Genomic DNA, 24,902 nt, shown 5'->3' on the forward strand with positions numbered 1-24,902 from the left:
TCCACAGCGCGGTGGCCACCATTGCTGCAAAGCAGATCGCGGAAATCAGCCCGGTTTTTGCCATATAATTGAGCAAGGCTGTGTGAAAGTAGTTGGGATAATCGATCAGGCGGCTGTTGGCATAGGCCGTAATTGGCGTGGCCAGGCCAATCCCCGTGAAAGGATGCTCAAGGAAACTGTGCCAGCCGCTTTCCCACAAGGCGAGGCGAACCAAAGTTGAATCCTCCGAAAAGCCTTCACCCGACGTATCGATCAAGCCCGCGCCGATTGCGATGGGATAGGTGTAGGCCGCCACAATAGCCAGGCATAGCAATGCATACCCGCCGCGCAGTCCGCCCCGGTCTGTCAGTCTGCGGCGGATGATCGGCATGGCCAGTATGGTCAGGCAGCCTATTGAGCCTGCAGCCATGCCGGAGCGTGAATTGGCCAGATAGATCGCGGCGGCGCTTGTGGTTGCTATGGCGCCCCACGCCAATCGGTAAATGACCAGCCGTTGGCCCCAGAGTGCCATGTACAGCGCGCAGGGCAAAACGATGGAGGCCGCATAGCCCAGCAAACCTGGCGACGATGCCAGACCGACAACACGAACCGCGGCTGCGCTGCTGGAAGTAACGGTCGGTTGGGGGGTAAATGCCAGCCACCACGCGAGTAGCGATGCGATGACAAAAAGGGCCATGAAGCGCAGAATCCGCATGACCAGTGTCATTCGTTCAAGCGGCGTCATAAGCGTGCAGGCCCGGGCAAGCGCAAAAGCCATCACGATACGGATAAAAATGTAGAACGAATCGAGCGGAAGCTCGGCCAGCAATACGCTCAAAGCGATGGAGATGAAGAAAGCTAGCTGGGTTTTCAGACCATGTTGACTGTTCAATCCGGCCAGTGCGCCCGCCGGAATGGCGATTGCTGCCAGGCTCCAACGGAGCGCGGGGAGCGCTTCGTCAAAGAATTCGATCCCGGTTTCTCCGACCACCCATAAATAGACGTAGGCGATGCAAACCGCTGCGATGACGAGCGGAAATGCGGCTGGGTATCGCGCGGATCGTGCGCCCATTCGCGTGGGGAAGCCCTGACCCGTCACTCAGCCACCGGCGGTCGCGCGGCGCAGCCGCAGGCATTTCAGGTACGAAGCAACCTGCACCGGCTTGCGGTATTTGCGGATCAGCGTGGCCATGGAACTTGGTGCGGAAAACAGCAAGCGGGCCATCAAGGACCAATCGATGCCGCGGTAATGGACGACGATGAACTTGAAAAACAGGGTGACTCCCAGCGGCAGCAGCACGGCCGGGGCGCGCAGCGCCTCGCGCCGCAGCAGGTTGACTGCTTCGAATGTGCGAATTCGCCTGATATTGCGATTAACTGCGGATTCGTTGTGAAACACCTCGATCCCCGGCAGCGCCATGATCGCATAGCCTGCGTCGATGATCCGCATCGTGTGTTCCAGCTCTTCGCCCTGACGGACAAACTCGGCTATGTATCCGCCGATTTTCAGGGTCACGGCCCGTCGCTGGACATTGCCGCCCCCGCTGTAGTTGCCAGAGGGAAACGGCATCTTGTCGAGAGGCCAGGCGAGGCCGCTAGCGGGTTGTCGAACGTTCAGCGCGGCAACAGCCACATGGGTGTTTTTGTCCAGAAAGGTCACGATCTGCGTCAACGCATCGGGTTCGACCAGCCAGCTATCGTCGTCAAGGTTGACGATGTATTCACCCCGGCACTGCGCAGCGCCTTGGTTGCGCGCGCCAATCAGCCCGACGTTCGCGGCAAGCCGGACATAGCGGCATTCGGGGAACTCTCTTGCGGCCATGGCAACCGTGTCGTCTGGCGTTCCGTCATCGATAATCACCGTTTCAAATGAGCAATAAGTCTGGCGGCGCGTCTCGCGCAGCGTCCGGCGCAAATCGTCAGGCCGTCCATAGCATGGGATCATGACCGATACCCGTGGGCCGCCGCCGTTTCGATCAGGGGAACTGGTCATGGGATGATCGTAGGTTCCCGGTCGGTCTGTGGGTGGCCCCAACTTATGGCGCCCGGGGCTGGCTTTGGCATATATACGCAGTGTTCGGTCTGGGCTAGTGCGATGTGCATGCGCAATGAAGGGCAAGCTGGCAGCTCGTGATGAACAGACCGAAGGGGCTTGCCGGTCATGCGAAGGGCCAGACAATCCAGATTGCCCTTGCCTGGACCCAGTTCATCCCGGCCCATGTCGATCGCATCGTTGCAGTGCAGGCACGCCTGCAGGGCAGGGCGCAGATCACCGCTGTAGAAGTGGCCCCAACTTCGCTGGTCTATGGCGATTTTGCGCCAGCGGATGCGCTGGGCCGATTTGATCATGTGCAGCTGTTTCCGGACGGCAACGTCAACACGGTGGCTGCGCTGCCACTGCTGTGGCGATCCTTTCGGGCGCTGGCGGGGAAGGACATTGTCTGCCTTGGCATCCCTTATTCGCTGAAAGTCGTTTTGTTGCTGGTTCCGCTGTTACGGCTGTGCGGATGCAGGGTCTATATCATCTATGATAGCAAGTTTGACGACCGCCCGCGCTCGGTCTGGTTCGAAGCGCTAAAGTCATTGGCCCTCGCCAGCTACAGCGGCGCTATTGTCCCGAGTAGCAGGACGCGGGATTACTTGCGCTTCCTTGGCTTTCGCAACCGCATTATCCTGGGCGGTGCGGACGGGCTTGATATTGCCCGCATCACCCAGGATGCCAAAGCTGGCCAGACCGCATCGACGCCCAGCTTTGCAGAGCGTGATTTCGTTTATGTGGGGCGCCTGGCCGAAGAAAAGAATCTTCGCTTTCTGCTCACCGGTTTCGCCCGCTTTATCTCCTGTAATCCAGATTCAGAGCGCAGGTTGAAGCTGGTCGGGGCAGGACCACTCGAGCCCGAATTGCGCGTTATGGCTGAACGGCTTGGACTTGCCGGGCAAGTTGAATTCACCGGCTTCAAGCAGGGTCCGGAATTGGCGGCGATCCTGTCCAACGGGCTTGGCCTGGTCCTGGTCAGCACCAGCGAGCCCTGGGGCTTCGTCATCAACGAGGCTTGCGCGCTTGGCCTGCCCCTGCTGATCAGCGAAACGCCTGGCGCACGCGATGTGCTCGTCCGCAATCTGGTCAACGGTTTTGTCGTCGCGCCGGGCGCGGTCGACAGCCTTGCCGCCGCCATGACCGCATTGGGCCGCGACGAGACCGCGTGGCGCGCTATGGGCGAAGCGTCGCGCCAGCGGGCTGCGCTTGGTGATTGCCAACGTTTTGCCGACGCGGTCGAACTGTTGGTTGATCCTGCGGCCCAGCCTGCCGGCGAAGATATGGATCGCTATCTGGCCACCTTCGATGAAACGGATGGGAAGCGCGGATGACCGGCGCCTTGACCGGCAAGCGCATCGGCCTTTTGACGGCGCAAGCGTCACGGCTTGGCGGCGGAGTGTTCGAAGCGGTAATTCATCAGGCAAAGATGATCCGCGATATGGGCGGTGAGCCAATCATTTTCGCACTGCAGGATCGTTATACCGCCCAGGATGCCGTCCGTCTGGCTCCCAGCCGGGTGATCAGCGTGCCGGTGCTAGGGCCGAAGCAAATTGGTTTTGCGCCGAACCTGCTGCCTCAACTGCTTGCGGCAGACCTGGACTGCCTGCACTTGCATGGGATCTGGATGTACCCCTCGTACGCCGCGCGGCGCTGGGTGCATAAGACCGGGCGGCGTTATGTGATTTCGGCCCACGGCATGCTAAATCCGTGGATTACGGCACGAGGCCGCCTTAAAAAGGCACTGGCCAGGGCGGGCTACGAACGTGCCAGCTGGCAGGCTGCCGATCAATTTCACGCTCTCACTGACATTGAAGCAGCCGATATAGCTGCCGAAACCGGCCGACGCGACATAGCGGTGATTCCCAATCCCGCACCGCCGCTATCACCGATACGCTCGGCCATGCCGCCGCCGACGATCGTATGCATCGGACGGATCCACGCGGTAAAAAACGTACTGGCCCTGATTGACGGCTGGACATCCGCCGGGCTGGATCAGACAGCAAGTCTGGTGATCGCGGGATGGGGTGCCGATGAATCCGTGGCCGAATTGAATGCGGCGATTGCCAAGGCAGGGCCTGGCATCACGTTCCTTGGCCCGGTCTATGGCACCGACAAGGCCGCCCTGCTGGGTTCGGCGCGCTTTGCCATTCTGCCGTCACTGACCGAAGCCTTGCCGATGGCTGCGCTTGATGCCTGGGCGGCGGGCGTGCCTGTCATCATGACCCCGCAGTGCAATCTGTCGGACGCATTTATATGCGGCGCTGCGATTGAATGCGCTACGGGCGCCCAGGAAATCGCTTCAGCGCTGCAGATTGCGATCGGCTTGAATGGCGCCGAGTGGCTGCAGATGACAAAAGCGGGCCAGGATTTCGTAACAAACCGTTTTTCTGCATCTGCAGTGGCGGGGCAGTGGCTGGACGTTTATGATCCGCCGGTGGAACAGCGCCTTTGATGACCCCGCTTGATGCCAGCGTGACCCGCCCACTTGAAGGCGGCGCCAGTTTTCCGCTTCGCAACCGTTTGCGGCGCGTCATCTGGGGCATAACCTGGCTGATTCTGGCGCGATTCACCCCGCCGCAAATGCATGTCTGGCGAGCAGCAATCCTACGAATGTTCGGAGCCCGGATCGGCGCCGGCGCGCGGGTCCACGGCAGCGCGCAAATCTGGCTTCCCGCGTACCTTGAGCTGGGCGCCAATGCCCTGATCGGACCGGGCGTGCGGCTGTACAACCAGGGGCGGATCACAGTCGGTGCACGCAGCGTGATATCACAGCGGGCGCATTTATGCGCTTCGACCCATGCGCTTGATGATCCCGATTTCCAACTGGTGCTGCGTCCAATCATTATCGGGAGTGAATGCTGGGTCGCGGCCGAAGCATTTGTCGGGCCCGGAGTGACGATGCATGACCGCTCGGTTCTGGCTGCGCGTGCAGCCCTGTTCGAAGATGCCGAATCAGCCGGGGTCTATCGCGGAAACCCGGCGGTCAAGGTAAAGGCGCGCAAGCTGCCTTAGCGCTCCACCGCAAGCCGGATCGAAGATAGCGTAAAGCGCGATGGACCCGGCCTGACCGCAAAGCCCAGCCAGTGTGCCGGGCAAGCCTTGTCGATTGTCAGTATGCCCGACCACCTGTCAGCCGTCGGGCTGTGGATTCCTGCTACTTCGGTTTCCGGTGCCCCTTCGCAAAAGACGAGCGGGACCGCGGCGCTGGACGGATTGCCATCGGCAGTCTGCGCACGCCACGACAACCGGTAGATCCCCGGCGGCACAAGCAGTAACTGGCGCAGAAACAGGCTCCGGCGCTGCGCAGTGCTGTCCACCGCCACCTGCTGGCCTTTGCCTTCGTCTGCAGGGGTCAGGACCATTGCCAGATCGCTTTGTCCGATGAAGGACCATGCAAAATCGTTACGATCATCGTCCGTGATGGCGGCGACAAAATCGCCATCATAGATGAGAGTGCTGCGCGCATCCGGGCAATGACTGCGCCACAGCGCCGATGCATCGACCAAGGCTCTCTGGTCCAGCAGGCCCGATACCGCCGGAGCGATCGTCCGGCAGCCAAGCACGGTCCCTTGCCGGGCCAATTCGGCAAGCACCAGCCCGCGCTGCGCCAGCATCCCGGGCGGCAAACCGCTGGTATCGGCAGCATAGGCAACGCGCCACGGCGCAACTGCCAGACGTTTGGCCAGCGCGGCCTGTCCGGCTGGATTGGCTTCAAACGGATCGAGCAATTCATGATGCCGCAAAAGCGCCGGATCCTGCCGCGCCAGTGCATCAAGCCGCATGGCCGCCACGCTGTAATCGCCAACGGCCAAGGCGCGCTGCATCCAATAGGCTTGGGTGAAGAAAATCCGCCAGCCCAGTTTGCCGGCGATCCGGAACGCGCTTTGTGCCGATCGATTCTGCTGCAGGGCAAGCCGCGCGGCGCCAAGTGTGGCGCTGCTGCCCGGATCAAGCGGCGCTGCATCTACTGCGGCTTCGGCCTCGACCAGCGCTGCTTTACCATCGCCAGACTCAAGCGCTATCCGCGCTCTGGCAAGGTGGGCCTCTGACGCAAAGAGCGCTGGAACCCGCCGAGCCACGCCGGGGCGTTCGGCGCTGATCCGGTCCAAGCCGTCCAAAATCGCGACCGCCGCCAGACACATGGAGGCCGCTGCGACCATAATCCGGATCAGGGCAGAGGGACGGCCCTGTTCAAGGCGCGCCGCCACAATCATCAGGAGCGGCCATCGCTATCGTACTGGTAGTAATTGTAGCCATAGTATTCGGAATACCGGTTACCCGCTTTCGTGGGATCGAACTTGGTCAGCACCGCGCCAAGAATTAGCGGGCGCATGGCGCGCAGCCGTCGCAGCGAAGTTTTCAGCGAACCGTGGCGCGCGCGGTCCGCTTCGACGACGAAGATTACGCCGCCGACCAGTCCCGCGATAAGCGGGGCATCCGCCAGGCCCAACACCGGAGGACTGTCGATGACGACGACATCGAATTGCTTTGTCGCCTGGTCAAGGATTTGTTCAATCCGGTCCGTTGACAGCAGTTCGGTCGGGCTGGGGGGGACCGGACCGGCGTGGATCATCGATAGGTTCGCAGTCTTGGTCGGAACTACGGCAGTTCCGATTGGATCGTGCGAGGTAAGCAGGTCGGAAAGGCCGCGGCTATTTTCCGACCCATTGCGCCGATGTAACGCGGGACGGCGCAAGTCGGCGTCGATCAGCAGGATGTTCTTGCCCATTCGTGCCAGTCCTGCAGCGATTGCAAAGCTTGACGTCGTTTTGCCTTCTGAAGCTTGCGCGCTGGTGACCAGGATGGTCCGCGGCAAGCCTTCCGGGGTGGAATAGAGCAACGACGAGCGTAGTGAATTGAACGCTTCGGAAATCGCAGACTTGGGATCGGCGAGGTCGGCCTGGGGATCATCCAGTGCGGAATTGGGCACTACGCCCAGCAGGGGCAGCCCCAGTTTGGGCTCGACATCTTCGGGCATCCTGATCGAATCGTCGAACTGGTCTTTCAGAAACACCACCGTCACAGCGATCGCCAAGGAAAGGATCAGGGCCAGCAGCAGGTTCTTGAACAGATTTGGCGATGACGGCGATGAAGGCACTTCGGCTTTGTCGATTACATAAATGTTGGACAAGCTGACGCCCGACGCGGCGTTGAGCTGCTTATAACGTTCGAGCAGTCCGTTGTAGAGTTCGCGATTAGTCTCCGCCTCGCGCATCAACAGGTTGTACTGAACATTGCTGTCCTGTTCCGACAGGGTTTCGCCTTTCAACCGGGCAACCTGTGCCTTCAGTTGTTGCTCGGCTGAAAGGGCGGCCTGGTAATCCTGCCGCACCCCGCTGCGGATGTTGCTCGCGCCTAGCTGGATTTGCCGTTCAATCGCCGCAAGCTGGGACACGCGGGCCCGGATAGATGGATAGTCTTCAAGATGCCGCGCACGATCCTCGTCAAGCGCGGCCTGCAGCGATGCGCGCTGGGCCAGCAGGGTCGAAACGGTAGGGTTGGTGATTACATCGGTCGATCCCAGGGCATTGCTGCCGCTGACCGAGCGCCACCGCGCTTCGGCCTGGATGCGCCGGGCAGTCGCTTCGTTGGTTGCAGCGTTCAGCTGCGCCAGGCTTGACGTGGTGACGGATGTCTGGGTGCTGCTGCCGGATGTATCCGTGGTAGTCGGTTCGGTACGGATCAGGCCGGCGGACCGCGCATAGGCGTTGACCGCACGTTCCGACATCTCCAGCCGCTGTTTGGCATCCGCCAGCTGTCCCGACAGGAAATCGCGTGCATAGGAAGAACTGTCGAACTTTCGCTGCAGGTTGGAACTGATGAACTCTGCAACATAGGCATTGGCAATTTGCGCCGAACGCACCGGGTTTGCACTTTTGTAGCTGACCGTGGCGATGCGCGAATCGCGCGGCAACTTGACCGAAAGGTTGCCCATAAGCATTCCCACGGCCTGCCGATGCAGATCATCGGGCGATGCCTTGGGGCTGGGCTGGCCCGCTCCTTGCTCGGCGTAGAATTCCTTGTTGCCGATTAATTTGAGCCGCTGGGCGACGCGCAATGCCAGGCCCCTGCTGTTAAGAATATCAATCTGCGTCTTCAAGAACCTGTCAGTATCGTAGACATTGGTCGGGCCGGAATCGTCTTCTGCGTCCTGCCCGCGGCCCAGTACCCGAGCGGTGGAATCGTTGATCTGGATGGTCGAACTGGCAGTATAGCGGGCAGTCTGCAGCAGCGTGTAAACCAACGCCAAGGTCAGTATTCCTGCGATTATTCCGCCGATCAACCAGAGATGGGACCGCACAGCCACCAGGATGTGGCGCAGGTCAAAGCTGGGCCGCGGCGCTGTAAAAATGGCCAGATCATCGTCTTGGCCTGGCACACCGGCAAGCGGGCGATCCGCTATGATTTGATTGCTTGGCAAGTGCGCGTCCCCGTGTCGCATTTATCGGAAAATGTAGAACAGATTGAAAGCAGGCGCAGCCTGAAGAAACTCGCGCCAGGCACTTTTAAGTGCGGAATGACCGACAACAATTGTATCGCCCGCGATAATCTGCGGGTCGGCTGCATTGCCCTTGCGGATTTCGGCCAGGTTGAAGCGCGCGCCCATTCGCTGCCCGTTGGCCTGCCGAAATATCATCACTTCATCCAGTCGGGCCACATTGTTGGGGCTTTTGGCCTGGGCGATTGCTGACAAAAGTGTGGTATTGGGCAGGGCCTCGAACACACCGGGTTCGTGCACGTCACCTTCGACCGCAAACGTGGTCCTGATGCGCTCCATCACGATCACCGCCACTTGCGGATTGCGGATAAAGCGTGCGCCAAGGCGGCGGACGATATCATCGCGAACCTGGGCCGGCAGGCGTCCAGCAGCGGGAATTTCACCAGCCAGCGGCACCTGGACCGCGCCGTTGCCATCAATGCGATATTGATCGGAGGTCAGCTCGGGCTCTCCCAGCACGCGGATCGCCAAGCGGTCGCCCACACGCAAGGTTTCATCGTCTTCGCTTTCGATGCGGATCGGAATGGTGCCATAAGCGGCTTCGCCGGCAGGCAGGATATTGGGCTGGCTTCCGGCGCAGGCGCCAAGGGCCAGGAAGGCGAAACCAAGCAAGGCAATTCGGCGAAACTGTTTCATGCGGGGCTTCTCTCTCCAATCGCCTGAACCCTGCGCAACGGCAACCTTACCGCAGGAAAGATCAACCCGGCGCAGGTCGCCACTACACCGGCCAGGGCCATAGAGCGAAGCGGATAATCGACCAGCGAATGCAATCCGGCGATAGCCAGAACGGCAACGGCAAAAATGGTAGCTTCGCGCATATGGCGGTCTGCGCCGCTGCGCAGCGTGACCGCCGCGGCCCGAACTATTAACGCCGAGCAGACGGCAAGGGCAATCAGGCCAGCTATTCCTGCCTCAACCGCCAGTTCCAGATAGTCATTGTGGGCACGGTTGGGCACGGTCTGGCCGATGGCTTCAAGGCGCTCGTTTGCAATATAGGCAGGATAAAACCCGCCCATTCCGACACCCAGCGGAGCATTCTGCCGCGCGACGTAGATACTGTCGTGCCAGATGTCGGTGCGCGCATCGGCAATGACGTCAAAACGCCGCGCCACCCGGTCCAGCGACTGGCTTTGCCAGACAATCGCGGCGATTAAAGCAAAGCCCATGGCGACGATGCCGATTGATCGGGATGACATGGCCAGCCACGGACGCAGTATCAGGAGACTGGCGATCAGCGCGACTGCGATCAGCAGCACTCCGGCACGCGATTGCGTCATCGCGACGCCCAGTGCGAACAGGATGGCGATTGCGGCAGCGCTCGTCACTACGGCCGCCCTGCTCAACGACTTTCGGCGGCGCTGCGCCACATGGCCGATCAACGACACGCTTGCGATAAAGGCGATAAGCAGAATGTCGGCAGTGCTGTTGCGGTTGGCCTGAAATCCGCTGAGCACGACGGCGTCCGCGCCATAGAAGAACAGGGGGCTGCTGGCCGCGCTGGCCAGCTGGGCTGCGCCCAGGACAAGTGTCACGATGCCGAATCCAGCGATGAGGGCAATCGGACGCCACCGCAAAGCCGCAGGCATCACCGATGCCATTACCAGCAGAGCCGCGGCCGACACCATGGCAAGGAACGCCGATACGGTCCGCGCCGGCACGAGGCTGATGGGACGCCAGCTGTCCTGATGACCGATCAATGCCAGTGCTTCGGCCTGGATGCCCCGCCCGGGCAGCTGCTGCCAAAGGGCCGGATGCAGTGGTATAAGCTGAACCATGGGCACAACCAACAAAATCCCCGCAACGATACGCGCAGGTGCGGGGACCAATCTGGAAAAGCCGCCGGGCAAGTGCCAGAACCAGCCAACAAACAATGCCAGCGTCGCCAGCTGCAAGACAATTTCGGGTAGCGGAGCGGGGGATCCGCCGCCGCCCAGCAGCAAGGTCAGACCAAGCGCAACCAGCGTGATCCATCCCTGTCGGTTTTCGGATCGGGTTATGGCCGGTTCCATTGGTCTGGCACCTTAGGGGGCGTCAGCCAAAGGACAACCGGGTTCGGCAGCTTGCAAACGGAAAAAAGGGGCCATCGCCGTGACCCGGACCATCACGCGTCAGCGTGCTTAGCCTTTGGAGCTTTTACCCAAGGCAACGGCGAGTCCGGCCGCTCCTGCCACGCCGACAACCACAGGAAGCACCGCGGCACTGCCGCCGCCCGTGCTTGCCGCCGCAGCAACAGGCGCGCCCACGCCATTGCCAGTTGCCGACGTCAATGGTGCGCTGTCGCAAGTGCGTTCGCGAAGCAGGGCCTTGACCACGTCTTCAGCACCGCCGTTGCTGGGCGCAGGACCGGTCATAACCGTGCAAACGCAATTTCCATTGTCGAGCACCTGGCGCGTAATGTCAGCATTTCCGGGGTTGCCGGTGCGAAATACATCAACGCGGCACTTGCCGCCAGCTGCCGCCTGGCCGCCGCCCATCATGGCCATGGTAACCGGAACCGCATCGATCGCGCGCGTTTCAACAGACCCGGCGACGCCAGCACCAATAAGGCCGAATGCAGCCAACGCAGAAACTATTTGAGCGCTCAATCGACTTACTCCAGCCAAGTCTGCGGTTGCATTAGCACAGACATCAACCTTTGGTCCAGCGTTCAAGGCGATAAAACGTCGGAAGTTCCGCCATTTGCACCGCGATCAACCGATGGATCAACGTTCATCTGGAACGCCCTTCTGACCGATCAATAGGCCTGATCGTGCGAAAGAACCGTTACAGTGCGGAAAATAATAGCGATATCACGCCACAGCGACCAGCCATCGACATATTCCAGATCGGCGTTGAGGCGGTGTTGCAGATCGGATTCGGTATCGGTTGCGCCGCGCAGGCCGCGTACCTGTGCAAGACCGGTCAGCCCGGGTTTGAGCGCGTGGCGCTGCCAATACCGGCCGTCGACCTCCCAGAACTTTTTTGCGCCTGCCTGTGATCCCAGCGCATGCGGGCGCGGACCCACGATCGACATCTGACCGATCAGCACATTGAACAGCTGGGGCAGTTCATCGATGCTGGTGCGGCGGATCAATCGCCCCACCCGGGTCACACGCTCGTCGGTGCGGCTGGCAGATCGTTCGCCCGTGGAATCGCCTAGCCGGTTGGCCATTGAACGGAACTTGGCAATGTCGAAAAAGCGATTGCTTCGGCCAACCCGCCGCTGGATGAACAGCACCGGACTGCCGTCCTCGATCAGGATTGCGACTGCGACGAGAAGCAGCAGCGGTGAGAGCAAGGTCAAACCCAGTCCCGAAACCGCCACGTCGAACAGGCGCTTGATAGCCCGGGCTCGCAGGCCAAGTGGCCCGACCGAAACCCGCAGCCAGCCATGCCCCCCTGCCAGCCGTGCGCCGTGCGCGCCAAGTTCTGCCACAGCTTCATCCAGGATGTCTCCCGATACGTTGGCACCGCGCAATACCGTAGCCCAGGCGGACCGTTTGTCGGCGCTGCAACATACCACGACCCGATCGGCGGTGTGAACCGCATGGGCAATGCGGTTAAGAACATCGGGATCGTCTAGATCGGGCGAAAGGCCCATCTGGGCGGCATCGATGTAAGACGCACCCGCCAGCCGGATCTGCGGTCCACCATCACGAATCAGGATTTCGTTGATGATCCGTGTTCCGCAGCGCCAACGCACGAAACTGCGCATCTGGGCCCGGGTCCAGGCAAGGCCAAAAGCCGAACACACTACGCCGACCGTGAACAGCAAGCGCGAAAAGTCACTGCTCGACTTGGTATAAAAGGCGATGAAGACCACGGCACCGGCCGATAGCAGCAGCGCCAGGATAGCCCGTTGCGCGCCCTTGCCCGCCGATTCCAGCGCGCCCATCGAATAGGCACCGTTGTAAAGCGCTATGGTCAGAAAAACCGGCATGAGCAGCTGTGAAAGCAGGCTCGACTGTTCCAGGCCGTAGGGACCAAGGTAGAAATAGCCTGCGCCGACAAAGCTGACGAACACAGTGGCCAGATCGGCCAGGATCATCGCCAGATAACATTGCAACCGCCGCCGTTCGAGCGAATGTCGCGGCAGCAGTGGTCGCGTAACAGGATGCAGAAGCGTGTCGTTTTCTGCCGCCAACAGCGGTTCAGCGGAATGTGCAAATTGTGCCTGGCTTGGGGGCATCGCGACTAGTCGTGCTCTTTTGCGTCCCAGCGGTTTGCCCTGGGCTTTTGCTTATGTACCAGTACCTAGTCGAATCGCAGCCATGCGCCAACCGCTATTGGCGCTTAACGCACATCAATCGCGCCGGGATGCACCGCTGCTGCGGGGCGCTGCGGCCCGGGCGATGGCGGTAAGCCCCTGGGCCAGCAGAAGTTCGGCGTTCTGGCTGTTGCCAAGAAGCTGGCGGTGCAGGTCCATCAGGCGGTCAACCAGCCGGGCCAGCTTTGGCCCTCGCCACGCCTTGAGCTGAGTGATCAGATCGCGCTTGTCCTTCCAGAACACTCGCCGCGCCGCCGCTTCGGCATCGACAAGTTCAACGGGATTGCCGCGCCGGCCAAGTTTCCCGGCGAGCTGGACCAGCTGGGCGGTGCGCCGTTCGAACGCGAGCAGCAAGCCCACCGGGTTCAGTCCCAATTCGCGCATCCGCGCCAGTTCGCCCGCCAGCTTGGCCGTTTCGCCCGATAGAACCGCGTTGACCAGGCCCATAAAGCCATCATCGTCGGTGCGCGCCCCGATTGCGTCCAGCGCATCGGCATCGGCGGTCTTGGGCGCCTCCTTGCTCGCGTCGAGGTACAGCGCCAGCTTGGTAACTTCGGACTTGGCCAGCCGGCTGTCGAGCGCGGCTGCGCGGGCGATCCGTTCGGCCAGCTCGCCTGACAGCTGCACACCCGCCGCGTCACCCATGTCACGCACAGTCCCCGCCATGCTGCGCAGATCGGGCGGGTAAAACATCGCAACCAGCGCATCGGAGCGATTGGCCAGAAGTTTTGCGGTGCGTGATTTGTCGGTCGCGGATGTTGCCAGGATCAGGACCGGGCAAGCCTCCGCTTCTCCCGCCAGCAGATTCTCGACCGCGTCGTGAACTTCGTCCCCGCTGGCACGGATCCAGATGTGCCGGGCATCACCAAACAACGAGGTTGATCGCGCTTCGTCGCCCAGTCTTACCGGGTCCTTGCGCAAATCGCTGCCAGCCAGTTCCACCCGCTCTCCCGCTTCAGGCAACAGGGCGGCAATCATTTCAGCGGCATCCTGCGATCCGGCATCATCCGGGCCGCAAAAAAAGAACACCCGCGCGTCGCGCGCGGCGCGCGGTGCCAGTCCTTTGAAGTCCTTCTGGCTGGCCTTCACGGGCGGGCTGCAGCATCTCGCAGCTGCAACGAAACACGCGAAACAATCCGATCGGCGACTTGCTTCGACAGGTTTTCCAAAGCGGTCTGTTCAGCCGCGATCGTGGAATATTCGCTGCTGACCACGTCGATCCCGGCGTCCGAACCGGCCGTCGCATCGATCACAATTTCGCCGCTGGCGGCATCGACCAGCTGGTAGCGCGCGCGCAGGGTGCGCCGTTCGCGCGAAACGGTATCGTCAGACAGGATGCCCAGCCCTTCCAGCTTGTCGTCAAGCCGCACGTCCAGCCGGTAGCGCGATCCGCTGGGCGGCCCGGCGGGATGCAACCGGTCGTTAAGCGCATTGCGCACCAGCCACCCCGCCTTGCCTTCGATCGGAGAGACCGCAATTCCGGCCAGCCCCTGTGCCACCGCGCCGCTTGCGCCGCCGGCGTACATGGGCTGCAGGCCGCAGGCGGCCAGCGCGAGGGGGAGAAAAAAGGCGAGCAGGCGCTTCATGCCACCAGATTCACCAGACGGTCGGGTACCACGATCACCTTCTTGATTGCCTTGCCATCCAGCGCACGCTGCACCTTGTCGGATGCAAGGGCAAGGGCTTCAAGCTGTTCGCGCGGCAGGCCCTTGGCAACGGTCACGGTATCGCGCAGTTTGCCCAGAACCTGGATCGCGATGGTCACCTCGTCTTCAACCAGCAGCGCCGGATCGACGGGCGGCCAGGCGGCATCGGCAACAATTCCGTCACCGCCGATTGCGCAGTACGCTTCTTCTGCCAGGTGCGGCATCATTGGTGCAACCAGCAGCAGCAGCGCGCGGATCGCGGCGCTTCGGCTGGCCGATGGCGGGGCCTTTTCCGTTGCGCCGGTCAGTTCGTAAATGCGGGCGACCGCTTTGTTGAACCCCAGCGCTGCGATGTCGGCGGCGACGGCGGCAACAGTCTGATCGCGTTTGCGATCAAGCGCCTTGTCCTCACCCGTCGCAGCGGCGTCGTACTGGCCAAACAGCCGCCACAACCGCTGGACAAACCTGGCGCAGCCTTCGATCCCGGCTTCGGACCACGGCAGATCGCGTTCGGGCGGGCTGTCCGACAGCATGAACCAGCGCACCGCATCAGCCCCGTATTGAGCGATGATATCATCAGGATCGACCACGTTTTTCTTCGACTTGGACATCTTGATGACCTTGCCGATTTCGACTGGCTGACCATCGGCTTTAAGCGTTGCGCCATCACTGCTGCGCGCCACTTCTTCCGGGCTGAAGAATGATGGCCGTCCTTCAAGTTCGCGCGAATAGGTCTCGTGCGTCACCATCCCCTGCGTAAAGAGGCTGGCGAAGGGTTCCTTCACATCGATCATGCCGATGTGGGCCAGCGCGCGGGTCCAGAAACGGGCGTAAAGCAGGTGGAGGATCGCATGCTCGATCCCGCCAATGTACTGTTCGACCGGCAGCCATTGTTTGATCACCGCCGGGTCAAACGGGGCATCGCCCGGCTGGCTGGCAAAGCGCAGGAAGTACCACGACGAATCGGCAAAGGTATCCAGCGTATCGGTTTCGCGCTGCGCCGGCTTGCCGCAGGTCGGGCACGATACGTGCTTCCAGGTTGGATGCCGATCAAGCGGATTGCCTGGAACCGAAAAGTCCACATCGTCGGGCAGCACCACCGGAAGCTGGCTTTTGGGCACTGGTATGACGCCGCAGGTAGCGCAGTGGACGAAGGGGATCGGCGTGCCCCAATAGCGCTGACGCGACACACCCCAGTCGCGCAGGCGGTACTGGGTTTCGGCCTGGCCCCAGCCTTCGTGTTCGGCGCGTGCGATGACGTCGGCCTTGGCCTGGTCTACGCTCATCCCGTCAAGCCAGTCGGAGTTCACGATCCGGCCCGGTCCGGTATAGGCCTCGTCCCCGTGGAAGGTAGCGCCTGTGTCATCGTCCTGGGCCACCACGCGCGTGACCGGCAGGTCATATTTGAGGGCGAAGTCCAGATCACGCTGATCATGCGCCGGGCACCCGAAGACCGCGCCGGTGCCGTAATCCATCAGCACGAAATTGGCGACATAGACCGGCAAGTGCCACGCCTTTTTAAGCGGATGCTCCACCGAATAGCCGGTAAACATGCCTTTCTTCTCGGCCGTTTCCAGCTCGGCCGCGGTGGTCCCGCCCTGCTTGCACTCAGCAATAAAGGCGGCCATTTCGGGCGCGTTCGCGGCGATCCGCTGGGCAAAGGGGTGGTCCGCAGCGATTGCCACGAAGCTTGCCCCGAACAGCGTATCGGGCCGGGTGGTGTAAACCGCGATTCCATCCGCGCTGTCAACGAAGTTGAATGTGCAGCGCAGGCCCTGCGACCTGCCGATCCAGTTTTCCTGCATCAGCCGGACCTTTTCGGGCCAGTTGTGAAGCGCATCCAGACCGTCCAGCAGTTCATCGGCAAACTGCGTGATCTTGAGGAACCACTGGCTGAGCTTGCGCCGCTCAACCAACGCGCCGCTGCGCCAGCCGCGACCGTCGATCACCTGTTCGTTGGCCAGCACAGTCATGTCGACCGGGTCCCAGTTGACCGCGCTTTCCTTGCGGTAGACCAGGCCAGCCTGGTACATATCCAGGAACAGCGCCTGTTCATGGCCGTAATATCCGGGATCGCAGGTGGCGAGCTCGCGGCTCCAGTCCAGCGCAAAGCCCAGCCGCTTGAGCTGCGCCTTCATCGTCTCGATGTTCTGGCGGGTCCAGCCGCCAGGGTGGACGCCCTTTTCCATTGCCGCGTTTTCAGCCGGCATGCCGAACGCGTCCCAGCCCATCGGATGGAGCACTTCGAACCCTTGCATCCGCTTGGTCCGGGCCAGCACATCGCCCATCGTATAGTTGCGCACGTGGCCGATGTGGATGCGCCCTGAAGGATAGGGAAACATCTCCAGCACAAAGCTGCGTGGTTTGGGGCTGGCATCGTCAGCGCGGAACGACTGGCGCTCGTCCCACACCTTTTGCCAGCGCGGATCGGCGCTGGCGGGGTCAAAACGGCTGGGCTGGGCGGGACTTTCGGTCATGCCAGTCCCTCTAGCTTTTCAGCGCCGCCGCGCAAGCGCGGAACGGGTTTTCAGCCGACAGCGCCGCGGCGCAGATCGCGGGCCTTGGTCAGGATGACGTCTTCCAGCTTCTGGATCGTAGCGGCCTGGACAGGTGCATCGACCCACGAACCGCCCTGGTTGACCTGGCGGCTGGCGGCCACGCGCAGCGCATCGGCCCGCAGATCCTGGTCAAGGATCGTGACGGTGACCTTCATCCGTTCGTTCGGGTTGTTCGGGTTGGCGTACCATTCGGTGACGATGACCCCGCCATTGCTGTCGGTCTGCACGAAATTCATAAACGACAGCGCTTCGAGGCTGGCACGCCACAGGTAGGAATTGACGCCGATTGTGGTGACCTTCGACGCGGCGAGATCGGCCTTGGGGCGATCCTTTCCGCCGCAGGCGGTCAGCGCCAGCACGCTCAGCGCGACCAGTCCGGCGCGGCCCGTGCGGGTGAATGTGGATTTGCCGTTGAGGGTGCTGCCGTTCATTGTCGTTCCAGGTCCTGTCACAAGGGCGTTAAGAGGTGCGGGATCTGCCGCACTGCCCGCTGCCTCTATAACTAAGGCGGCGAGTGCGGCAAGCCCGCTTTGCCCGGCTAATGGCCGTCCTTGGCGTGAACCGGCAGTGAATGATCGGGGGTGCGGTTAAGCGGCAATTCACCGCCCCGCAGGCATGGGGCGCATTTAGCGCTTGGCTCGGCAACCGATCGGGCCGAAAATGGGTTATGTTGTGGGCGGCGCGACTCGCCCGGCAACATCAAAGGAACGCTTGGCAATGGCCGATGGGCAGGATCAAGGCAGGACACGCAGCGGGGCAGCAGCGATGCTGCTGGCCGGCAGCGTAGCCCTGCTTGCGCTGCCCAGCGCGGTGCTGGCCTTTTCAACGCGTCTTGACCTCCAGCCAGTAGATGATGCGGGTGAGGTGGCCAATCGCGGCGGTTTCCGCGCTGCCGAGGTTGATCCGCGCCTGGCCCGTTCGATCACAGTGCGGGCGCTGTCGCAGGGGCGAACGTTCCGCTTTACACCAGCTGCCACACCGGCGCGGATGGACCGTTCGCTGACCGTGGCGGTGCGCCTGTTCTCACCCGTTGCGCGGCCGATCGTGGTGCGCGGTCCGGCCAGCGCCAGCCAGACCGCCGCAATCAGCATCGCTCCTACCGCTTACAGTCTGGGCGCGGCGCGGGGGTACAAGTCTTTTGCCCAGAACGGGGTCAGCGACAGCCGCCGAGTCGATATGCCCGATCTGGCGGCATACAGCATTTCCGGTTCGGCAAAGTCTGACCCGTCGCGCTTCAGTCCGCGGATCGAACTGGATGAAAAGGCCCGCGCCGGCCGCAGTCCGCGTACTCTTGAAGGGCAGGGCGCCGATCAGACGGTGGACCTGGGCGGCAGTTACCGTGTCACCGGCAACATGAACGTCACCGCCGGGGTGCGCTATTCATCGGAACGCAACCGCGTCGATCCGGTGGTTGATGGCAAGCAGGACAATCAGGCCGTTTACGTCGGCACGCAAATCCGCTTCTGATCTGCCAAAGCCGATTGATTTACGTATGCGGGCGGCTTGCCCGCGGGTTATCCCCTGCCTACACTTTCCCTTACGGAATCACCTTGGGAAGGGACTGATATGGCGCGCGTGGCAATCGTAACCGGCGGAACGCGAGGCATTGGTGAGGCGATCTGCCTGCGCCTGAAAAAGCAGGGCCATCAGGTGATCGCCAACTATGGCGGCAACGATGAAAAGGCCCGGGCCTTTACCGACCGCACCGGCATCCCTTCGATCCGCTGGGACGTGGGCGATCACGAAGCCTGTATCCACAACTGCAACGATGTAGCCGCGGAATATGGCCCGATCGATATTGTGATCAACAACGCCGGGGTGACCCGCGACGGCGTGCTCCACAAGATGAGCTTCGATGACTGGAACGAGGTCATGCGCATCAATCTGGGCGGCTGCTTCAACATGGCCAAGGCCAGCTTTCCCGGAATGCGCGAACGTGGCTGGGGGCGGATCGTCAATATCGGTTCGATCAACGGGCAAGCCGGGCAATACGGCCAGGTCAACTATGCTGCCGCCAAATCGGGCATTCACGGCTTTACCAAAGCGCTCGCCCAGGAAGGGGCCAAGTATGGCGTCACGGTCAACGCCATCGCACCGGGTTACATCGATACCGACATGGTTGCCGCCGTGCCGGCCCCGGTTCTGGAAAAAATCGTTGCCAAGATCCCGGTCGGCCGTCTGGGCCAGGCCGAAGAAATCGCCCGCGGCGTTGCCTTCCTGACCAGCGACAACGGCGGCTTCGTGACCGGATCGACCCTGAGCATCAATGGCGGCCAGCATATGTATTGAAACAGGGCCGAGGTGCCCAGCGCTGGCGCAGCAATGGCCCGGCCCGGCCCGGCCAGCGGGGCGGCGGACTGATGTCCGCCTAACCCGTTTGCTGTCACGGCGGCGGCTTTGCCGTCACCCGCCTCTCGGCTAAGGGGCCCAATATGACCACGCCCTATCACCCCCCGGTCAAACGCTCGGTCGAGATCGCCGGCCACAAGACCTCGATCAGCCTCGAGCCGCTGTTCTGGGAACTGCTCAAGCAGGCAGCGGCGGTTGAATGTGTGCCGATCAACGCACTGGTCGCGCGGATTGATGCAGAGCGGATCAAGGCCCCGGTCCCGCCGGGGCTGGCCAGCGCGGTACGTCTGTGGCTGCTGGGCTGGCTCGCCGGGCGGATGGGCTAGCCAACACCCAACGCAAGACGAATCACAGGGCGAACTTGTATCCGATGTGCGAGGCCTCGAAGCCCAGCCGATCATAAAACCGGTGCGCATCGACGCGTGCATTGTCCGTCGTCAATTGGACCAAACGGCAACGTCTTTCCCGGCAATGTTCAATCGCCCAGGCGATCATTGCACCGCCGATCTTCTTGCCTCGATGCTGACTGGCGACCCGTACCGCCTCAATAATCCCGCGTTTCGAGCCTTGACGGCTAAGCCCCGCTATGAAGGTGAGTTGCAGTGTCCCGACAATTTCGCCGTTCATTTCCGCCACTGCCAACAGTTGATTGGGGTCAGCATCAATCTCGCCAAAGGCGGCAAGATAGGCCAGCTGCGCTTCCGCATCCGCCGTCGCTTCCCGCGCATCGCCAAGCATGTCGTCGGCCAACAACGTGACGATTTTTGCCACATCGGCCGCGCGGGCGCGGCGAAAAGTGGGCCTTGAAGCCTGCATCAATCCCCGCCAACCCGCTCAATCTGCGCGCCGACCAGCGCCAGCTTTTCTTCCAGTCGCTCGTACCCGCGGTCGAGGTGATAGAGGCGGTGGACCTGGGTTTCCCCTTCTGCCGCGAGCCCGGCGATCACCAGGCTCATCGAAGCACGCAAGTCGGTGGCCATGACTTCAGCCCCGGTCAGTGTGCCCGCCCCGTGCACGATCGCGGTGCGGCCCGACGTTTCGATATGCGCACCCATCCGGTTCAATTCGGGAACATGCATATAGCGGTTTTCGAAGATCGTTTCGGTCAGCACCGATGTGCCTTCGGCCAGGCACAGCATGGCCATCAGCTGTGCCTGCATGTCGGTAGCAAATCCGGGGTAGGGCGCGGTGGAAATATTGACGGCTTTCAATTTGCCTTGCGCTGCAAAGAAGATGCCGTCCTTGCGCGGTTCGACGTGCACGCCGGCATCGCGCATTGCCTGCACGGTTGCGTCCATCTCGTCGATCACGGCGTGTTTTAGGAACACCTCGCCCCCGGTGATCACGGCGGCGCAGGCATAGGAACCGGCCTCGATCCGGTCGCTCATCACGCGGTAAGTCGCGCCGTGCAGGCGGGATACGCCGTGGACGGTTATGTCGCTGCTGCCGATCCCTTCGATCTGCGCGCCCATCGCTACCAGCAGGTTGCACAGGTCGACGATCTCGGGCTCGCGCGCGGCGTTGTGAAGGATGGTGCGGCCGTTGCACAGCACCGCGGTCATCAGCGCGTTTTCAGTTGCGCCGACCGAAACTACCGGGAACGAGAATCGCCCCCCGGGAAGCCCGCCGTCGGGCGCCACGGCCCGGACATAGCCGGCGGCCAGTTCGATCGTCGCCCCCATCGCTTCCAGCACTTTGAGATGCAGGTCGATCGGGCGGTTACCGATGGCGCAGCCGCCGGGCAGCGATACCGTCGCCTCGCCCATGCGGGCCAGCATCGGGCCGAGCACCAGGATCGAGGCGCGCATCTTGCGCACCAGTTCATAGGGGGCCACCGTGCTGGTGATGCGCGGCGCTTCAAGTGTCATCACCCGGCCGAAATCGGTCGGCCGCGATCCGGCGATCGAGGTTGAGATGCCGAACTGGTTCATCAGGTGCTGGAACCCGTCGATATCGGCCAGACGCGGCAGATTTCGCAGGGTCAGCGGCTCGTCAGTTAGCAGCGCGCAAGGCAGCAACGTCAGCGCCGCGTTTTTTGCCCCCGAAATGGGGATGGTGCCGGAAAGGCGCTGGCCGCCCTGGATGATGATCTTGTCCATCCCTGCCGTGTAGCGCGATTCGCGCAGGCTTCAACCGGGCGTTGCGCGAGGGAGTGGAAACCGCTTTAAGCACGTTCCAACCCGACCACGCAAAAGGCCCCGCATGACATCCTCCTCTAGAAAGCCGATCCGCAAGGCGGTGTTCCCGGTTGCGGGCATGGGGACGCGCTTTCTTCCCGCGACGAAGGCAATTCCCAAGGAAATGCTCCCGGTGATCGACCGGCCGCTGATCCAGTATGCCGTTGACGAAGCGCGAGAGGCCGGGATCGACCAGCTGATCTTCGTGACCGGACGCGGCAAGACCGCGATTGTCGAACATTTCGACCACGCCTTCGAACTTGAGGCGACGATGGCCGAGCGGGACAAGTCGCTCGCGATACTCGAACCGACCCGCATCCAGCCGGGAAACCTGGTTACCGTGCGCCAGCAGGTGCCGCTGGGGCTGGGCCATGCAATCTGGTGCGCACGGGCGATTGTCGGCGATGAACCCTTTGCGATCTTCCTGCCTGATGAGTTGATGATAGGGCAGCCGGGCTGCATGAAGCAGATGGTCGAGGCTTATAACGCGGTTGGCGGCAACCTCATCTCGGTGCTGGAAGTGCCGGAAGAAGACGTGTCATCCTACGGCGTGATCGAACCCGGCGCGCGAAGCGGGGCCTTGACCGAGGTCAGGGGTCTGGTCGAAAAACCAAAGCGCGGCGAAGCCCCGTCAAACCTGATCATTTCGGGCCGCTACATCCTTCAGCCCGAGGTTATGCGCGTGCTCGAAGCGCAGGAGAAGGGCGCGGGCGGGGAAATCCAGCTGACCGACGCGATGGCCAAGATGATCGGCACCCAGCCGTTCCACGCCGTCACCTTCGCAGGCAAACGCTATGACTGCGGCAGCAAGACCGGCTTCGTGGAAGCAACCCTGGCGATCGCCCTGGAACGCGAGGACATGCGCGATGACGTGCGGGCAATGGCGCTGCGGCTGCTGGGATAGTGCACATAGCGTCGCGCTAAGTCGGTACGGTGATGCGACAAATTGAAATGAACGAACCACGCTAAATAAACGCCAGATGAACAGCGCCTTTCGCTATGATTAACAGCTGCTGCAGACTGTTGAATTAAACGAAAGCCTGCGTGAAATTAAATAACGCCGTGTATCAACTCGTCGAACAAGGGTGCTCGGTTAGTCTCAAACAGCACATGTCAAGATGGAACGGAAATGCGCTTCCGAACATTTTGATAGGCATGACGAAGCTTACACCCCTCCGTTCGCCCCGGGCCTTTGCAGCGACTATCGCTGTGCTCGCCCTCGTTCCCTTTCCTGTTCTGGCCCAGGATGCTGCGCCAGCGGCTGAGGCTGCGGCGCCTGCTGTGCCCGAAGCTGCCGCGTCTGTCGCCCCGGTCCCGGTGATAGTCTCACAGCCAGTCGTCCAGGCGGTTCCGGCCGCTGTTCCTGAGGAGCCAGCAGTCATCGCGGCTGCCGTGGCCCCTGCCACCTCAGCGCGTCCAGTCAGGCCTTCTACCGCACCCCGTACGGCTGTTCCAGCTGCTGCGGACGTGCCTGCCGCGTCCAGTCCGGCGCAGCAATCCCTCCCTGCTCAAAGCGCAGGGCAGGACGCGGCAACCCAGTTAGCGCCAGAAGCGGCTCCGGTGGCGGCAGTAGCGCCCGCAGCAAAAACCCCTGCAGCGCCCGACACGTCGCGCGGACTTGCGGCTTTGGCTCTTGGCGGAGCACTGGCTACGTTCGGGGCAAGCGCGGTCCTTGTCATGAGCCGACGTCGCCGCCGCCCGGTCGCCCTTGCCGAACCTGCCCATGAACCGGCACCAAGCGTTGCGGCTGTCCGCCCGGTAGCGACCTACGCCGCCCCCGTCGGGGCCGCAACTGCGCCGCAATCCGCATGGACAGACGCGGTACCGCAATTGATTGAGCAGCGCCGCGCGGTGATCGATGCGATGGTTGCGGCAAAGCCCGATGCGGCCAATCCGTTCCGCAGCGCCAAAGCGCGCCGCCGCCGGGCGCGTCTGATTATCCAGGGACGCGAACAGCCTGTGCAGGATACGGCGCAGCAGCCGCTCGATTTCCGCCAGTACCGTCCCGCGCAGCCGGTCGTCACGGGCCGCGAGCCGGCCTTCGCCTGAACCCGGGTCACGGCCCGGCAAAGCGCCGCGTCCCCAAGCGGGGGCGCGGCGTTTCTGCGTCAGTGCGCCGTGAAGCGCAGCGGCAGTGTTTTCAATCCGCCGACGAAGGTGCTTTTGGCGCGGCGCGGCTCTCCGGCCAGTTCCACCGCATCGACCCGGTCAAGCAGGGCTTCGAACAGCAGCCGCATTTCCAGCCGGGCCAGGTGCAGACCCAGACATTGGTGCGCACCTGCACCAAAGGCGATGTGGCGGTTGGCCTCGCGCGCTGCGTCAAACTTGCGCGGGTTGTCAAACTGCGCCGGGTCATGGTTGGCAGCTACATAGTTCATCATCAGCCAATCGCCTGCCTTGATGGTCACATCGCCGAACTGGGCGTCCTGGGTAGCAGTGCGCATGAAATGCTGGACCGGGCTGGTCCAGCGGATCGCCTCTTCGACAATGCCGGGGACCAGGCTGCGATCCGCCTTGACGCGGGCGAACTGGTCGGGATCGCGGGCCAGCGCCAGCATTGCCCCGGCGGTCGATGCGCTGGTGGTATCGTGCCCTGCAGCAGCGATGATGATGTAATATCCGGCCAGATCCTGCGCGGAAATTGGCGCGCCATCGATTTCTGCCCGGGCCAGAATGGTCGCGACATCGCTGGTCGGGTTGGCGCGGCGCTGGGCGGCGAGCCCTTCAAAGTACGCCTCGAAATCGGCGACGGCGCCCTGGACGATCTGAAAGATCTGCTCGGGCGTCATGCTGGCAAGGCCTGACTTGTTAAGCTCTTCATCCTGGCCGCCGAACATCTGCTGGGTCAGGAACAGCATCCGCGCCTCGTCTTCTTCCGGCACGCCCAGGATCTGCATGACGACATGGAGCGGATAGGGCGCGGCAACCAGCTGAACAAAGTCTGCTTCGGGTCCTGCGGCTACAAAGCGGTCAGCGGTCTTTTGGGCCAGAGCGCGGATCTGCGCCTCGATCGTGCGCAGGTTTTTGGGCATGAACCAGTCCTGCGTCAGGCGGCGCAGCTTGGGGTGCTTTGGCGCGTCAAGCGCGACCAGCGACGATACCAGATTGGGGCTTTCTTCGCCCTGCGCCGCAGTGATCGCCCGGGCAAATGCCTCGCCCTGCTTGTTGGTGAAGACGGTGGCGCGCGGCGCATTAAGAAAGCCGACATTGTCCTTCGACACGCGCATTACATCATCATACCGGGTCAGCAGCCAGAACGGATCGAAATCGTCCGCCGGGCTTTCGATCCTGACGACCGGTGTTTCGGACCGAAGCCGGTCGAAAGTGTCAAGCAGCGGGTCCCATGCGGCATAGGAATTGGGATCGACGACAGCGAGGCCATCCTCGGGGCTGGCGACGGGATCGGACAT

At 62.2% G+C, this 24,902-nt stretch carries 23 protein-coding genes; 8 read left to right on the top strand and 15 right to left on the bottom strand.

Annotation, left to right across the window (positions count from 1 at the left end; translation table 11 throughout):
- Window positions 1-1,051 (bottom strand): O-antigen ligase (locus tag Q0L62_RS06930; RefSeq protein ID WP_296678280.1); only part of this gene is annotated, 1,051 nt, incomplete at its 3' end.
- Between the two features lie 27 nt (window positions 1,052-1,078).
- Window positions 1,079-1,972 carry a glycosyltransferase family 2 protein gene (locus tag Q0L62_RS06935; protein WP_296678282.1) on the bottom strand — a complete coding sequence of 298 codons (894 nt, stop codon included), beginning with the start codon at window positions 1,970-1,972 and terminating at the stop codon, window positions 1,079-1,081.
- A 140-nt stretch (window positions 1,973-2,112) separates the two neighbouring features.
- Between Q0L62_RS06935 and Q0L62_RS06940 the strand changes: the two genes are divergently transcribed.
- From Q0L62_RS06940 to Q0L62_RS06950, 3 genes are read left to right on the top strand one after another with little or no spacing between them, the layout of a single operon-like run.
- Window positions 2,113-3,348, top strand: a complete 1,236-nt coding sequence (locus Q0L62_RS06940) for a glycosyltransferase (protein ID WP_296678283.1) — start codon at window positions 2,113-2,115, stop codon at window positions 3,346-3,348.
- Complete coding sequence (locus Q0L62_RS06945) at window positions 3,345-4,469, top strand: glycosyltransferase (protein WP_296678285.1); 1,125 nt, start codon at window positions 3,345-3,347, stop codon at window positions 4,467-4,469. Before Q0L62_RS06940 ends, Q0L62_RS06945 begins: the two co-directional genes overlap by 4 nt.
- A complete protein-coding gene (locus tag Q0L62_RS06950; protein ID WP_296678287.1) occupies window positions 4,469-5,029 on the top strand; it encodes a putative colanic acid biosynthesis acetyltransferase in 561 nt (186 codons plus the stop codon). Before Q0L62_RS06945 ends, Q0L62_RS06950 begins: the two co-directional genes overlap by 1 nt.
- On the opposite strand, the gene Q0L62_RS06955 is transcribed toward Q0L62_RS06950, so the two are convergent.
- From Q0L62_RS06955 to Q0L62_RS07000, 10 genes are all read right to left on the bottom strand, one after another.
- Window positions 5,026-6,231, bottom strand: coding sequence for a hypothetical protein (locus tag Q0L62_RS06955; protein ID WP_296678289.1), 1,206 nt, complete (start codon window positions 6,229-6,231; stop codon window positions 5,026-5,028). The two genes, Q0L62_RS06950 and Q0L62_RS06955, sit on opposite strands and share 4 nt — an antisense overlap.
- The gene (locus Q0L62_RS06960; RefSeq protein ID WP_296678291.1) at window positions 6,231-8,438 is read right to left on the bottom strand and encodes a polysaccharide biosynthesis tyrosine autokinase; all 2,208 of its coding nucleotides are present in this window, start codon (window positions 8,436-8,438) and stop codon (window positions 6,231-6,233) included. The genes Q0L62_RS06955 and Q0L62_RS06960 overlap by 1 nt, the downstream gene beginning before the upstream one ends.
- Before the next feature lie 21 nt (window positions 8,439-8,459).
- A complete protein-coding gene (locus Q0L62_RS06965; RefSeq protein ID WP_296678293.1) occupies window positions 8,460-9,152 on the bottom strand; it encodes a polysaccharide biosynthesis/export family protein in 693 nt (230 codons plus the stop codon).
- Window positions 9,149-10,525, bottom strand: coding sequence for an O-antigen ligase family protein (locus Q0L62_RS06970; protein ID WP_296678295.1), 1,377 nt, complete (start codon window positions 10,523-10,525; stop codon window positions 9,149-9,151). The genes Q0L62_RS06965 and Q0L62_RS06970 overlap by 4 nt, the downstream gene beginning before the upstream one ends.
- 108 nt (window positions 10,526-10,633) lie before the next feature.
- Window positions 10,634-11,101 (bottom strand): hypothetical protein, encoded by a 468-nt coding sequence (locus tag Q0L62_RS06975; RefSeq protein ID WP_296678296.1) that lies wholly within the window; start codon window positions 11,099-11,101, stop codon window positions 10,634-10,636.
- 149 nt (window positions 11,102-11,250) lie between these two features.
- Window positions 11,251-12,639: a sugar transferase gene (locus Q0L62_RS06980; protein ID WP_296678298.1), complete on the bottom strand. Its 1,389-nt coding sequence runs from the start codon at window positions 12,637-12,639 to the stop codon at window positions 11,251-11,253.
- A 159-nt stretch (window positions 12,640-12,798) separates the two neighbouring features.
- Window positions 12,799-13,851: a DNA polymerase III subunit delta gene (gene holA / locus Q0L62_RS06985; protein WP_296678300.1), complete on the bottom strand. Its 1,053-nt coding sequence runs from the start codon at window positions 13,849-13,851 to the stop codon at window positions 12,799-12,801.
- The gene (gene lptE, locus Q0L62_RS06990; protein WP_296678302.1) at window positions 13,848-14,348 is read right to left on the bottom strand and encodes an LPS assembly lipoprotein LptE; all 501 of its coding nucleotides are present in this window, start codon (window positions 14,346-14,348) and stop codon (window positions 13,848-13,850) included. Before lptE ends, holA begins: the two co-directional genes overlap by 4 nt.
- The gene (gene leuS / locus Q0L62_RS06995) at window positions 14,345-16,885 is read right to left on the bottom strand and encodes a leucine--tRNA ligase (RefSeq protein WP_296678304.1); all 2,541 of its coding nucleotides are present in this window, start codon (window positions 16,883-16,885) and stop codon (window positions 14,345-14,347) included. The genes lptE and leuS overlap by 4 nt, the downstream gene beginning before the upstream one ends.
- Window positions 16,886-16,935: 50 nt before the next feature.
- On the bottom strand, window positions 16,936-17,397 hold the full coding sequence (locus Q0L62_RS07000; RefSeq protein WP_296678306.1) for a DUF3576 domain-containing protein: 462 nt from the start codon (window positions 17,395-17,397) through the stop codon (window positions 16,936-16,938).
- A 229-nt stretch (window positions 17,398-17,626) separates the two neighbouring features.
- On the opposite strand from Q0L62_RS07000, the gene Q0L62_RS07005 reads away from it, so the two are divergent.
- From Q0L62_RS07005 to Q0L62_RS07015, 3 genes are all read left to right on the top strand, one after another.
- Window positions 17,627-18,433 carry a hypothetical protein gene (locus Q0L62_RS07005; RefSeq protein WP_296678309.1) on the top strand — a complete coding sequence of 269 codons (807 nt, stop codon included), beginning with the start codon at window positions 17,627-17,629 and terminating at the stop codon, window positions 18,431-18,433.
- 99 nt (window positions 18,434-18,532) lie between these two features.
- Complete coding sequence (gene phbB / locus Q0L62_RS07010) at window positions 18,533-19,255, top strand: acetoacetyl-CoA reductase (protein ID WP_296678311.1); 723 nt, start codon at window positions 18,533-18,535, stop codon at window positions 19,253-19,255.
- Between the two features lie 143 nt (window positions 19,256-19,398).
- Window positions 19,399-19,641 (top strand): ribbon-helix-helix domain-containing protein, encoded by a 243-nt coding sequence (locus Q0L62_RS07015; protein WP_296678313.1) that lies wholly within the window; start codon window positions 19,399-19,401, stop codon window positions 19,639-19,641.
- 22 nt (window positions 19,642-19,663) lie between these two features.
- On the opposite strand, the gene Q0L62_RS07020 is transcribed toward Q0L62_RS07015, so the two are convergent.
- Both Q0L62_RS07020 and murA read right to left on the bottom strand, forming a co-directional pair.
- On the bottom strand, window positions 19,664-20,131 hold the full coding sequence (locus Q0L62_RS07020; RefSeq protein WP_296678315.1) for a GNAT family N-acetyltransferase: 468 nt from the start codon (window positions 20,129-20,131) through the stop codon (window positions 19,664-19,666).
- Window positions 20,131-21,414 (bottom strand): UDP-N-acetylglucosamine 1-carboxyvinyltransferase, encoded by a 1,284-nt coding sequence (gene murA / locus Q0L62_RS07025; protein WP_296678317.1) that lies wholly within the window; start codon window positions 21,412-21,414, stop codon window positions 20,131-20,133. The genes Q0L62_RS07020 and murA overlap by 1 nt, the downstream gene beginning before the upstream one ends.
- A gap of 103 nt (window positions 21,415-21,517) precedes the next feature.
- Here murA and galU point away from each other — a divergent pair, with 103 nt between their 5' ends.
- Window positions 21,518-22,396 (top strand): UTP--glucose-1-phosphate uridylyltransferase GalU, encoded by an 879-nt coding sequence (galU, locus tag Q0L62_RS07030; RefSeq protein ID WP_296678318.1) that lies wholly within the window; start codon window positions 21,518-21,520, stop codon window positions 22,394-22,396.
- Between the two features lie 251 nt (window positions 22,397-22,647).
- Entirely contained in the window at window positions 22,648-23,541 is an 894-nt protein-coding gene (locus tag Q0L62_RS07035) for a hypothetical protein (protein WP_296678320.1), read from the top strand.
- A 59-nt stretch (window positions 23,542-23,600) separates the two neighbouring features.
- Here Q0L62_RS07035 and Q0L62_RS07040 read toward each other — a convergent pair whose 3' ends face one another.
- Entirely contained in the window at window positions 23,601-24,902 is a 1,302-nt protein-coding gene (locus Q0L62_RS07040; protein WP_296678323.1) for a cytochrome P450, read from the bottom strand.

Origin of the sequence: Novosphingobium sp., assembly GCF_024642085.1 — a bacterium.
In the GTDB taxonomy this organism is placed as follows: Bacteria; Pseudomonadota; Alphaproteobacteria; order Sphingomonadales; family Sphingomonadaceae; genus Novosphingobium.